This window comes from Streptomyces pseudovenezuelae, from assembly GCF_001513955.1.
Classification (GTDB): domain Bacteria; phylum Actinomycetota; class Actinomycetes; order Streptomycetales; family Streptomycetaceae; genus Streptomyces; species Streptomyces pseudovenezuelae.
The window spans coordinates 495,684-508,773 of sequence record NZ_KQ948150.1; the positions used below are offsets into that span (position 1 = coordinate 495,684).

Annotated in this window: 4 protein-coding genes and 2 pseudogenes; 3 read left to right on the forward strand and 3 right to left on the reverse strand. The window is 73.1% G+C overall.

The annotated features are described in order from the left end of the window. Positions 1-5: 5 nt before the first annotated feature. Together AQI94_RS30220 and AQI94_RS30225 are read right to left on the reverse strand one after the other, a co-directional pair. Positions 6-7,676: a non-ribosomal peptide synthetase gene (locus AQI94_RS30220; protein ID WP_062230033.1), complete on the reverse strand. Its 7,671-nt coding sequence runs from the start codon at positions 7,674-7,676 to the stop codon at positions 6-8. Between the two features lie 64 nt (positions 7,677-7,740). Continuing rightward, entirely contained in the window at positions 7,741-9,054 is a 1,314-nt protein-coding gene (locus AQI94_RS30225; protein WP_031051054.1) for a cysteate synthase, read from the reverse strand. A 401-nt stretch (positions 9,055-9,455) separates the two neighbouring features. Between AQI94_RS30225 and AQI94_RS30230 the strand changes: the two genes are divergently transcribed. From AQI94_RS30230 to AQI94_RS45825, 3 genes and pseudogenes are all read left to right on the forward strand, one after another. Then, positions 9,456-10,445 carry a thiamine pyrophosphate-dependent enzyme gene (locus tag AQI94_RS30230; protein ID WP_225890293.1) on the forward strand — a complete coding sequence of 330 codons (990 nt, stop codon included), beginning with the start codon at positions 9,456-9,458 and terminating at the stop codon, positions 10,443-10,445. 169 nt (positions 10,446-10,614) lie between these two features. Beyond that, positions 10,615-11,562, forward strand: a pseudogene (locus tag AQI94_RS45820) (alpha-ketoacid dehydrogenase subunit beta); the annotation flags it as partial. 141 nt (positions 11,563-11,703) lie between these two features. After that, positions 11,704-12,651 (forward strand): annotated as a pseudogene (locus AQI94_RS45825) (dihydrolipoamide acetyltransferase family protein); the annotation flags it as partial. 16 nt (positions 12,652-12,667) lie between these two features. Here the strand turns inward: AQI94_RS45825 and AQI94_RS30240 are convergent. Continuing rightward, positions 12,668-13,060 carry a peptidase inhibitor family I36 protein gene (locus tag AQI94_RS30240; protein ID WP_031051064.1) on the reverse strand — a complete coding sequence of 131 codons (393 nt, stop codon included), beginning with the start codon at positions 13,058-13,060 and terminating at the stop codon, positions 12,668-12,670. Positions 13,061-13,090 lie beyond the last annotated feature (30 nt).

The window sequence follows — 13,090 nt, forward strand, 5'->3', positions numbered from 1 at the left end:
GTGGGTTACCTCCACTCGCTTCCGAACTCGGCTTCGAGTTCGTCGATCTCTGCTTGGGGCAGCGACACCAGCGGCAGGTCGGACGGGGTGTGTCCGCCGGCCGGGGTGGCGTGGGAAAGGTCGGTCAGCGCCTCGAACCACAGCCCGGCGAGGGCGTGCACCTCGTCCTCGGACCAGAGGCCGGGCACCCAGGACCAGGTGGCGTGCAGCCCGTTCTCGTCGGCGGTGGCGGTGATCTCCAGGCCGTGGGCGACGGGCAGGGCGGGGTCGTGGGCGGTGCCGAGGGCGAGCGTGCCGGGCAGTCTTTCGGGGGCGACCGACCAGTCGCCGGACCGCTCGCCGGTGGCGCGGCCCAGGTAGTTGAACCCGATCCCGGGCGTCGGGAGGGCGGCGAGGACCGGGCCGGTCCGCAGGTTCAGGTGGCGGAGCAGCCCGTGGCCGATGCCGTGGTCGGGGACGGCCCGCAGCTGTTCCTTCACCCCGCGCAGGATCTGCGCGGGGTCCGCGAGGTCGAGCCCGGTGAGGTCGAGGCGGGCCGGGACGACGCTGGTGAACCAGCCCACCGTGCGGGACAGGTCCACCCCCTCGGCCAGGTCCTCCCGCCCATGCCGCTCGATGTCCACCAGCAGCGCCGGGTGCCGGCGCCCGCGGGCGAAGGCGAGGGCGAGGGCGGCGAGCAGGACGTCTTCGGGGCCGGCGTGGAAGGCGGCGGGGACCGTGGTCAGCAGGTCCGTGGCGGGTGCGGGCGCCAGGACGCGGGTGAGGTGGCGCAGGGTGCCTACGACATCCCGCGCGGGATCGGGAGGCCGTACGCCCGGCATCGGATCGGAGACCTCCAGCATCCTTCGCCACGTGTCCAGTTCGGGCTCGCGGGTCTCGGCCTGACGCTCCAGCAGCCGCGCCCATTGCCTGAACGGGGTTCCGGACGGCGCCAGTTCGTCGCCCCGCCAGGCGGCGGCCAGGTCGGCCCGGACGATGCCCCAGGACACGGCGTCCACGGCCAGGTGGTGGATCGTCAGCAGCAGGCGGCCCGGGTGGTCGGGCCCGGGGTCGTACCAGACCGCGCGCACCAACTCGCCCCGGTCCGGGTGCAGTCGGGGTACGGAAGGGTCGAGCGCGGCCGCGAAGTCGCCGTCCGGGACGCCGACCCGCTCCAGTGGGACCGACGGGCCCCCGGCCGGCGGGATGTGCGCCGTCCAGTCACCCTCCGTCGCCACGCGGAGCCGCAGTGCGTCATGGTGGTCCAGTACCGCCTTCAGGGCGGCCGCGAGCCCCTTCTCGTCGGCCCCCGCCGGCGTGACGAGGAGCAGCGACTGGCTGAACGCCCCGACAGGGCCTCCGCGTTCACGCAACCGGTGCATGGCCGGGGTCAGTGGCAGATCACCGACCCCCGACTCCCGCGCGGCCGCCTGTGAGACGGCCGGGCGGGTCGCGGCCAGCGCGGCGAGACCGGCGATCGAGCGGTGCTCGAAGACATCCCGCGGGGTCAGTCGCAGCCCGGCCGCGAGGGCCCGGCTGACGAGATGGATCGAGGCGATGCTGTCCCCGCCGAGGTCGAAGAAGGCGTCGTCCGCGCCCATGCCGTGCGGGTCACGCCCGAGCACCTCCGCGAACAGGTCGCGCAGGATCTCCTCCAGAGCGGTGCGCGGTGCCCGGCCCCCGGTCCGCGCCTCGGGGGCCGGAAGAGCGGCGCGGTCCAGTTTGCCGTTGGACGTCATCGGCAGGGCGTCCAGCACCACGAACGCCTCCGGGATCATGTGGTCCGGCAACTGCCGGACCGCGTACGCCCGTACGTCCGTCACGTCGACCTCGGCCGTGCCCACCAGGTATCCGACCAGTCGCCGAGTCCCGGGGGCGTCCTCGCGCACCACGACCGCGGCCTGTTCGACCGTGCCGTGAGCGGTGAGCACGCCCTCGATCTCGCCGGGCTCGATCCGCAGGCCCCGGATCTTCAGCTGGCCGTCGGCCCGGCCGCGCAGCACCAGGGAGCCGTCGGCGCGGCGCACGGCCAGGTCGCCGGTGCGGTACATCCGGGTGCCGGGCGGTCCGTACGGGTCGGCGACGAACCGCTCGGCGGTCAGACCGGGCCGGTTCCGGTACCCCCGGGCCACCAGGTCGCCGGCCACGTACAACTCGCCCTCGACGCCGACCGGGACGGGGTTCAGCCACGCGTCCAGGACGTGCGCGCGGGTGTTCCACATGGGGCGTCCGACGGGCACCGGTCCCGACGGCAGGTCGTCGCCGGGTTCGATGCGGTGGTCGGTGCAGCCGACCGTGACCTCGGTCGGGCCGTAGTGGTTGATCAGCCGCACTCCGGGGTGGTCCCGGCGCCAGGCGCGCAGGGCCTCGCCCACCAGCGCCTCGCCGCCCAGCATGAACTCCTCGGCGGGCGAGATGTCGTACGGCAGGGCGGGCAGCAGTGCCAGATGGCTTGGCGTGGCCTTGAGGAACGTGTAACCGTCGGGCAGCGGGTCGGAGCCCGCCTCGTGCACGGCCGTGATGTGCACCCGGCCACCGGCCGCGAGCGCGCCGTGCAGGGTCGTGACCGTGGCGTCGAAGGTCATGGTCGCGTGCAGCAGCGAGGCTCCGCGCAGGCTCGGGTACACCTCGACGCAACGGGCCACGTAGGTCGTGAGATTGCGGTGCTCGACGACCACACCCTTGGGGCGTCCGGTGGTGCCGGAGGTGTAGATCAGGTAGGCCGGGTCCGCGGGCCGGGTTCTCGCCAACTCGCCGTCGCATCCGGAAGCTTGCGCCTCCGGGCCGATGACCGGGCAGTCGACGTCCAGCGGCTCCCGGGCGATGACACAGACCGGGCCGGCGTCGGAGAGCACGTACGCGGTGCGCTCGGCGGGATGCTCCGGGTCGAGCGGCAGATAGGCCGCGCCCGCCTTGAGCACGGCCAGTACGGCCACGGCGATGTCGACGGACCGGGGCAGCACGAAGGCGACGATTCCGCCCGGCCCGGCGCCGAGCGAGGCCAGTGCCCGCGCCAATCGTTCGGCTCGCTGATCGAGTTGACGGTACGTCAGGCTGGTGTGGGCGTCCGACACGGCCACCGCGTCCGGCCGCTCGGCCGCACACGCCTCGAAGAGCCGGGGGAAGGTCGTCTCCGGCACGTCCCGCGCGGTGTCGTTGTACTCGACGAGAAGGCGCCGCCGTTCGTCCGCACCCAGGATGTCCAGCGCCCCCACGGGCCGGTCGGGATCCGCCAGAGCGGCCCGCAACAACCGCTCCAGCCGGGCGGCGATCTCCTCGGCCGTAGCGCGGTCGAAGAGGTCGGCGCTGTACTGGAGGATGCCCCCGATGCCGTCCGGGGAGCCGTCGCGGGTGAGGTGCTCGCCGAGGTTGAAGGTGAGGTCGATCTTGGTGGCACCCGTCTCCACGGGGACCGCCTCGGCCGTGAGGCCCGGCAGTTCGAGGCGGGGGTCGGTGCTGCCGGGGCGGAAGGCGAGCATCACCTGGAACAGCGGGTGCCGGGCCGTCGAGCGCGGCGGGTTGAGAGCCTCGACCAGCTGCTCGAACGGCAGGTCCTGATGGGCGTAGGCCGCGAGATCGGTCTCCCGGACCCGGCCCAGGAGCTCCCGGAAGGTGGGCGCGCCGGAGGTGTCGGTGCGCAGGACGAGGGTGTTGAGGAAACACCCGACCAGGTCGTCCAGTACCTCCTCTGTGCGGCCCGCGACCGGTGTGCCCACGGGGATGTCGGTGCCCGCGCCGAGGCGCGTCAGCAGGGCGGCGAGCGCCGTCTGGACGACCATGAACGGGGTGGTCCCCGTCTCCGCGGCCAGGGATCGCAGCTGCCCGTGCAGCGCCGGGTCCAGGCGTACGGGGACGTCACCGCCCCGGTGCGTGGCACGGGCCGGGCGGGGGCGGTCGACGGGGAGCGCGAGTTCGTCGGGCAGCCCGGCCAAGGTCTGCCGCCAGTAGGCGAGTTGAGGGTCCAGCACGGTGCTGTCGAGCAGGTGCCGACGCTGCCAGACGGCGAAGTCCGCGTACTGCACCGGCAGCGGTGCCCACTCGGGTGCGCGGCCCTCGCACCGGGCCCGGTAGGCGGTCGACAGATCGCGTACCAGGGGCTCCAGGGAGCGGCCGTCGGCGGCTATGTGATGCAGGACCAGCAGCAGGACGTGGTCCTCGCGGCCGAGGGCGAGAAGGTGGGCGCGGAGCGGGATGTCGTGGGCCAGCCGGAACTCCTCGCCCGTCAACTCGGCAAGGCGGGCGGGCAGTTCCTGTGCCTCGGCCGGCTCGCTGCGGACCCGGAGCCGGTGCCTGGCCGTCGCCGGGTCCAGCAGTCGCTGACGCGGGATGCCGTCGGCGTCCGGGTAGACCGTGCGCAGGATCTCGTGCCGGCTGACCAGGTCGGCCAGGGCCCCGCTCAGGGCATCCCGATCGAGGCCCGCGCCCCTCAGTCGTACGGCGAGCGGGACATGGTACGCCGCGCCCGACCCCTCCAGCCGGTCGAGGAACCACAGGCGCCGCTGGGCGGACGACAGCGGAGCCTGGTCGGTGTCGGCCCCCGGCACGGGCCGGGAGACCGGCCGTACGACGGCAGCCGGGGCCACCGCGTCGGCCAGCGCCGCCGGCGAGGGTGCCCCGAAGACGGAGCGCAGCGTCAGCTCCGCGCCCAGGGTGTCGCGAACGCGGCTGATCAGGCGCAGGGCGAGCAGCGAGTGACCGCCGAGGGCGAAGAAGCTGTCGTCGGGACCGACGGCCGGCAGCCCCAGGACGTCGGCGAACAGACCGCAGAGGGTCTCCTCCAGCGGGGTGCGCGGGGCACGGCTTCCGCCGCTCTGCGCGAAGGGGGCGGGCAGGGCGGCTCGGTCCAGCTTGCCGTTGGCGGTCAGCGGCAGCCGGTCCAGTCGGACGACGGCGGCGGGGACCATGTAGTCGGGCAGGCGCTCGGCCAGGTGGATGCGCAGGGCGTCCGGGACGGTGTCGCGGGCCGGGTGGGTGCGCAGGGCGTCCGCATCCGTGCTGTCGGCCGGCACCACGTAGGCGATCAGGTGCTCCTCCCGGACCACCACGACCGCCTGCGCGACCGCCGGGTGCGCGGTCAGGACCGACTCGACCTCACCGGGCTCGATGCGGAAGCCCCGCAGCTTGACCTGGCTGTCGGCCCGCCCGTGGAACTCCAACTCGCCGTCACCTGTGAGCCGGACCCGGTCTCCGGTGCGGTACATGCGGGCGCCGGGCGGGCCGAAAGGGTCGGCGGTGAAGCGCTCGGCGGTGGCGTCGGGGCGGCCGAGATAGCCGCGGGCCAGGCCGGGCCCGGCGACGTACAGTTCACCGACCGTGGCGCGCGGAACCGGTCGCAGGCCGTCCCCGAGGACATAGCAGCGCATGCCGTCCAGCGGGCGCCCGATGGGCAGTGCGTCGGGCACGGCGGTCGCGTCGGCGCAGGGGCGGGAGGTGGCGAACGTGGTGGTCTCGGTCGGGCCGTAGCCGTTGGTGACGGTCAGCCCGGGGCATGCGGCCAGCACCCCGCGCACCGAGGCCGCGGGGACGGCCTCACCACCGGCCCACACCTGACGCAGCCCGGCGAAACAGCCCGGGTCCTGTTCGGCGGCGAGCCGGAACAGCCCGGCGGTCAGCCACAGCGCCGTCAGCCCGTGCCGTGCCGTCAGCCGGGCCACCGCGGCGGCGTCCACGTCCTCGTCCGGGCCGGCGACCACGGCCGTGCCGCCGCTCAGCAGCGGCACCCACATCTCGTACGTCGACGCGTCGAACGCCGTGGGCGAGTGGACGAGGACCCGGGTGTGCGCGCCGCCGCCGAACGCCGAGTCGGCCGCCAGCGCGGTGATGTCCCGGTGGGTGACGGCGACCCCCTTGGGCGTACCGGTGGAGCCGGACGTGAAACTGACGTACGCCAGCTGGGCCGGGTGCACGGGCACACCGGGGTCGGTGTCCGGCTCGCCGGTGAGGGACGGGTCGGTGACGGAGACGACCCGCGGGCCGTCGTACGCCTGAGCGTCACCGTCGGTCAGCAGCACCGTCGCGCCGGTCCGCGTGAGGATCAGCCGGGTACGTGCCGCCGGCGCGCGCGGGTCGAGGCCGACGTACGCGCAGCCCGCCTTGAGGACGGCCAGCAGGGCCGTGACGAGGTCGTCGGAGCGGCGCATCAGGACCGCGACCCGGTCCTCCGGCCGGACGCCGAGCCGCAGCAGCCGATGCGCGAGCCGGTTGGCGCGGGCGTCGAGCTGTCGGTAGGTGGTCGTGCGGTCGTCGTGGACGACGGCCGTGCCGTCGGGGTCGGCGGCCACGCGGGCGGCGAAGAGCGCGGGAACCCCGCCGTCGCGGACGACGGGCGGCGGGCCGTCGAGCCGCGACTCCTCGCCGGGCAGGGCGGGTTCGACCCGGCCGACCACCGTGCCGGATTCGACGGCCGCGGCCGCGAACCGTTCCAGGAAGCGGACGAACCGGCGGTGGTGCGCGGCGAGTTCGGCAGCGGAGTAGTGCTCGGGGCTCGCGTCGAGGTCCACGCGGATGCCGTTGTCGTCCCCGCGGTCGTAGACATTGAACGCCAGGTCCTCGACCGGGCCCGTGGACAGGTTGTGGCGGGTCGTCGGGTGTCCGGCGAAGCGCAACTCCGGTCCGAAGGCCATGATGTTGACGACCGGGCCGAAGAAGCGGCCCCCGTCCTGCGGCCAGTCGAGTTCCCGGCGCAGGTCCTCGCCCCGGAAGCGCTGGTGCGCGAGCAGGTCGCGGGTGGTGCGGGCGGCCTGGCGTACGAGGTCGGCGGCGGTGGTGTCCGGGCGTACGGACAGCCGTAGCGGAAGCACGTTGGACGCCATGCCGGGAGTGGCGAGTTCGGCCTCGCTCTCCCGGCCGGTGACCGCGAGGCCGAGCACGACGTCCCTGGTACCGGTGAGTGCGTGCAGATAGGCGGCGGTCGCCGCGAGGACCACCCGGGACCAGCGGGTTCCGGCGCGCTCGGCGGCCGCGTGCACCAAGTCGCCCGCCGGAGCGGTGAGATGGCCCGTGCGACGCAGGAAACCGCCGGCGATGTGCGGAGGCCGGGCGGTCAGGCGCACCGGGTCGGGCCGGTCGGCGAGCGCGCGGGTCCAGTACGCCCGGTCCCGCTCGTGCCGCCCGTCCGCACGGTAGGCCTCGTCGGCGGCGGTCAGCGGGGCGATGGGCGCGGGCGGCGGGACGTGGCCGCCCTGCCCGTGGAGAGCCGGAAGCCCGGGGGAGTGCGGTACACGCTCGGCGAGCGCGCTGTACGCGTCCGCCACCCTGCGGGCGATCAGCGAGCAGCTGAAGCCGTCGACGGCGATGTGGTGGTACGCCTGGTACCAGATCCAGTGGTCCTCGGCGAGCCGCAGGAGCGCGTAGCGGAACAGGGGGCCCCGCTCCAGATCGAAGGGCGTGGCGAAGTCGTCCGCCATCCACTTCCTGGCGGCCTCGATGTCCGACACGTCGACCATGGGCATCGACCACGCGGGTGCCGCGTCGACGAGCAGGCGTACGCCGTCGTCGGCGGCCGCGAAGCGGGAGCGCAGCGTCTCCGTGGCGTCCACCACCCGCCGTACGGCCGTGCGCAGCAGGTCGGGGTCGACGGGGCCGTGGATCTCCGTGTACTCGCCCACGTTGTAGGCGGCGTCGGCCCCGGCGAGTCGCTGGCCGAACCACATCGAACGCTGGGCGGCGGACGGTTCGAGGCGTCGGAGTGCGGTCATCGGCTGGCTCCGGTGGGGGTGGTGGCCGAGGTCGGCCGGCTGATCGGGCGGTGGTGCCGGGGCGTCAACGGGCCGCTTCCATGCCGGCGGGAGCGTGCGACAGGTGCAGGCTCACCTGCTCGGCGACCCTGCGGGGACCGTCGCCGTCCTCGGGCCACGGGACGCGCAGCCAGGGTTCGGCGGCGACGAGCGGGATCTCGCGGGCCCGCCTGGCCCGGCCGCCACCGGTGATGTTGAGCAGGACCAGCTCGTCGCGGTCGACCCGCCCGGCACGTACCGCGTCGGCGAGGGCGGCCAGTGCCACGCCCGCGCCGGGTTCGATGTCGATGCCTTCGGTCTCCTCGAACAGCGCCATCGCGGCCAGCGTGGCACCGTTGTCGACACACAGGACGTCACCGCCGCTCTCGGCGAGAGCCTCGCACACCCCACCGCGGACCGTGAACGGCGGCCGCCTGTTGGTCAGTTCACGGGCCAGGGGTTCGCGCTCACGGTCGGCCGGCGCCGGGCCGCGCCGGTGCCAGGCCTCGAACAGCGGGGCGAAGGGCGCGTTCTGACACATCAACAGGCGGGGCACCGGTTCCCCGGCCGAGCGGATCCGGCGCGCCGCCTCATGGGCCCCGATGGCACCCGTACCGCTGCCGACCGCCTGGACGTACGTCTGCGGCAGGCGTCCGAGGGTTTCGGCCGCGGCGAGCATCACGGTGCCCAGCCCGTCGCGGCGGCCGACGTTGCGGGCGCCGCCCTCCGCCTGGTGGCCGGGGAGCCGCGCCAGCAGGTCGGCGCAGGCGATGGCGTCGCTGTAGGTGGCGCCGCCGTCGAGGACGACGATGCGTACGCACGGGTCCGGCGGCCCGGGGAATCGCATGCCGTCCAGGGCCGGGGCGGGCACGACGATCAGACAGGGCACCTGATGGCGGGTCGCGGCCCAGGCGAAGGCGGCGGCGGTGTTGCCCGCCGAGGGGATCACCAGGACGGGCGGGTCGGCGGGCAGCCGGCCGAGCACCGTGTACGCCTCCAGGTCCTTGAAGGTGCAGGTCGGCAGCAGCGCTCCGCGTTCGGGCCAGTGACCGTTGAAGGCGACCCACAGCCGGTTCAGTCCGATACGGCTCCCGAGGCGGTCGGCGCGGTGCACGACCGGGCCGGGCGCGTCGGGGAACGCCCTGGCCACCGGCAGCAGCCCGGCGTGCCGGAACAGTCCGCTCGTGGTGTGGGGGGCTGGGGCCCGGGTGCTGTCGTACTCGGTGCGCAGGAACGCCGGCTCGTGCGGCCCGGGGCAGTCCAGGATGAGGCCGTCGTCCTCGTGGCGGGCTCCGCAGTACGAACAGATGAGCGAGTAGTGACGGTTTCCCGCGTGTACTTGGGGGTGTACTCGGGACATTCCATTGCCTTCCGCAGGGCCATGCTTCGCAGGCCAATTGCATCCGGGAATTCCTGAATAGCGGGTGCGTCGAAGGTTACGGACGCCTCAACTGTCGGTTGACATTCCACCCCGCAGCGCAAACTGGTCCATACCAATGGACTGTTCAGTTCCGCTTCATCTCGCCGTCTCCCGTGGGGGTGTGACGGCATGTTAGGCCTGGTGGTGCACGCCGGGGCGCATGCTCCTGACGAGAGGACGGCGGGGAATTGAGCAAGAATCCTACGCATGAAGCGCTACTGGAACGGGCAGAAAAAGCCTTTGCCCCTTCTCCGTCGCCATGGCTTCCATCCCGACTCCCGGTCCGTCTCCTCAAAGACGAAGCAAAGCCTTGGCAATCAATCCGGGACGGCGAATACCGAATGCCGGAACCCGAACTGCTGCTCACGGCGTACCGGAAAATGGTCGTCGGCCGTCGCTTCGACACCCAGGCCACGGCGCTCGCCCGCCAGGGCCGACTGGCGGTGCATCCGTCCAGCCTCGGACAGGAGGCGTGCCAGATCGGCGCCGCGCTCGCCCTGCGCCCGTCCGACTGGCTGTTCCCCACCTACCGTGACTGCGTGGCGCTGGTGAGCCGGGACATCGATCCCGTCGAGGCACTGACGCTGCTGCGAGGCGACGGCCACTGCGGTTACGACCCCATGCGTCATCGCACCGCACCGCAGTGCACCCCGCTGGCCACCCATGCCGCGCACGCCACCGGCCTGGCCCACGGCGAGCGACTCAAGGGCACGGACACGGTCGCCCTCGCGCTCGTCGGCGACGGCGCCACGAGCGAGGGGGACTTCCATGAAGCCCTCGGCCTCGCCGGCGTCCTGCGGGCACCGGTGGTCTTCCTCGTGCAGAACAACGGCTACGCCATCTCCGTCCCGTTCGCCGCCCAGAGCGCGGCACCGGGCCTGGCGTACAAGGGCATCGGCTACGGCGTCCGCTCGGAACAGGTGGACGGCAACGACGCGGCGGCCGTGCTCGCGGTCCTGACCAAGGCCGTCGAGGAAGCCCGCACGGGTGGCGGCCCCTGGCTGATCGAGGCCCACACCTACCGCGTGGCCCCCCACACCAGCGCCGACGATCCGTCCCGCTACCGGCCGGCCGAGGAGACCGAGCAGTGGCGCGAGCGCGATCCCATCGACCGGCTGGAGTCCTGGCTGCGCGAGCGCGGGCTGCTCACCGAGGACGACATCGCGGCCGCCGCGGTCGCGGCCGAGGAGTACGCGGCCGAGATGCGCACCCGCTTCTCCGAGGACCCGGTCGTGGATCCGCTCGCCCTGTTCGAGCACGTCTTCAGCGCCCCGACACCCCAGCTGACCGAGCAACGCGCGCAGCTGCGGGCCGAGTTGGGGGAGCGCTGAGATGACCGAGGCGATGAAGGCGATGGGCGCGGTGGACGGGACGGACGTGATGGAGGCGGCAGACGTGTCGGCGGCGACGGACGCGAGGGAGCCGAGCGGGACGGCCGAGTCGACGGGGACGTACGAAGCGGCACGGACAGGGGAGACCACGCCGGCCACCACGATCACCATGGCGAAGGCGCTGAACTCCGCCCTGAGGGACGCGATGCAGGCGGACGAACGGGTCCTCGTCTTCGGCGAGGACGTCGGCCGCCTCGGCGGCGTCTTCCGCATCACCGACGGCCTCACGCACACCTTCGGCGAACGCCGCTGCTTCGACACCCCGGTCGCGGAGGCGGGCATCGTCGGACTGGCGGTCGGCCTCGCCATGGCCGGGTTCCGTCCGGTGGTGGAGATGCAGTTCGACGCGTTCGCCTACCCGGCGTTCGAACAGATCGCCTCCCACGTGGCCAAGCTCCGCAACCGCACGCGCGGCGCCCTCACCCTGCCGATGGTGATCCGTGTCCCGTACGGCGGCGGCATCGGCGGAGTCGAGCATCACAGCGACTCCAGCGAGGCGTACTACGCGCACACCGCCGGTCTCAAAGTCGTGACCCCTGCCACGGTCGCCGACGCGTACTCGCTCCTGCGGGAGGCGATCGACGACCCGGACCCGGTGGTGTTCCTCGAACCCAAACGGCACTACTGGTCCAGGGAGGTCACCCAACTACCGCTGCGCACACAGCCGTTCGGCACGGCGGCGGTACGGCGACCGGGAGCCGACGCCACGCTCGTCACCTACGGCCCTGCCGTCGCCGTGGCCCTCAAGGCGGCACAGGAAGCGGCGGCCGAAGGCCTGGACGTGGAGGTGCTCGACCTGCGCACCCTCGTCCCGCTCGACGACCGCACACTCACCGCGTCGGTACGGCGCACCGGCCGATGCCTGGTACTGCACGAGTCGCAGGGGTTCGCCGGCGTCGGCGCCGAGATCGCGGCCCGGGTGCAGGAACGCTGCTTCGACGCACTGCGCGCGCCGGTCCTGCGCGTCACGGGTCTGGACATCCCGTATCCGCCGCCGCTGCTGGAGAGCGCCCACCTGCCGGACGTGGGCAGAGTGCTGGCCGGCCTGCGCCGACTGATGCCCATCGGCGGATCGGGAACACGGCGTCCCACCTCCGCTCCCGACGCCCGGTCGGACACCGCACACGGAACCGTCCACGTCTTCCGACTGCCCGACCTGGGTGAGGGACTGACGGAGGCGGAGGTACTGGAGTGGAAGGTCGCGGTGGGCGATCGCCTCACCCACGACCAGACCGTCGCCGAGGTCGAGACGGCCAAGTCCCTCGTCGACCTGCCGAGTCCGTTCGCCGGTACGGTGACCGCCCTGCACTGCCGCGCAGGCGAGAGCGTGCCGGTCGGGGCGCCGCTGCTCTCGGTGACGGAGCCGGACCCGGAGGCCGGGTCGGGCGCGGTGCTCACCGGGTACGGGACGGGCGGGGCCCGGGGCGGCCTCGTACGGCCGCCGAAGCCGACGGAGACTCCCGGCGGCGCTGACGAGGCAACCGACGAGCCTTCCGTGACCCGCGTGCCCCTCGACGCCGCCGCCGGCAAGTTCCTCACCACTCAACGCGACGTGCCCGCGGTCACCATCTGGGCCGACGTCGACGCCACCGGCCTGCTCGCGGCCCGGGATGCCCAGGGCGTGGGCCTGCTCCCCCTGCTCGCCAAGTCCTGCCTGACCGGCCTCGCCGCCTTCCCCGAGCTGAACGCCCGCGTGGACACCGGGAGTTCGGAGGTCGTCCGGCTCCCGCGCGTGCACCTCGGCTTCGCCGCCCAGACCGAACACGGCCTGGCCGTCCCCGTCGTACGGGACGCCGACCGGCTGCCGCTCGACGAACTGGCCGCCGAACTGCGCCGCCTCACCGCCCTGGCCCGCAGCGGCACGCTCCCCGCGGAGCACCGCACAGGAGGCTCCTTCACCCTGAACAACTACGGCCCGCTGGACGTCGACGGAGCCACCCCGCTCCTCAACCACCCCCAGACCGCCATGCTCGGCGTCGGCCGCCTCCTCGACCGCCCCTGGGCCGTGGACGGCCGCGTGGAGGTACGCAAGGTCCTGCACCTGTCCCTGACGTTCGACCATCGAGTCTGCGACGGCGGAACCGCTGCCGGATTCCTCCGCCATGTCATCGACAGCATCAGTGGCGCCGTCGGCAGCGGCCCGTGAGCCCGCAGGGATCGGATCAGTCCTTGGCCAGACACGAAACGCAGGCGGCCTTAAAGCTGTACGCGTTGAATCCGATGTCCGGGCTCTCGGTGTGTGCCCGCACCGGGTAGGCCCTTCCGGTGCAGTTGCCGTTCGCGTAGAAATACCCTTCCTGGCGGAAATAGTCCGCATAGGAGCGGACGGAACCGACGTGTGTGGTCAGGTAACACGAGCCGGAGACGAAATCAACGTTGTACGCGGCCCCGCTCCCCGAGAAGTTGACACCGGACCACCAACAGAATGTGCCCTGATTGCACGGGGCTGCGGTGGGCGCGGCCGACGACGGGGACGCGCCCAGCATCAGCACGGTGGCCGCGGCGCCGACGGTGAAGACCTTGGCGAGGTGGGTGGAGACCTTCGGTAATGCCATTTCGTTCCTCTCTCGGTGATCTGCCGGCAG

Bases quoted from the DNA above. Each gene is read 5' to 3' on its own strand.
- AQI94_RS30220 (WP_062230033.1), bottom strand. From the start codon at position 7,676: ATGACCGCACTCCGACGCCTCGAACCGTCCGCCGCCCAGCGTTCGATG.
- AQI94_RS30225 (WP_031051054.1), bottom strand. From the start codon at position 9,054: ATGTCCCGAGTACACCCCCAAGTACACGCGGGAAACCGTCACTACTCG.
- AQI94_RS30230 (WP_225890293.1), top strand. From the start codon at position 9,456: ATGCCGGAACCCGAACTGCTGCTCACGGCGTACCGGAAAATGGTCGTC.
- AQI94_RS30240 (WP_031051064.1), bottom strand. From the start codon at position 13,060: ATGGCATTACCGAAGGTCTCCACCCACCTCGCCAAGGTCTTCACCGTC.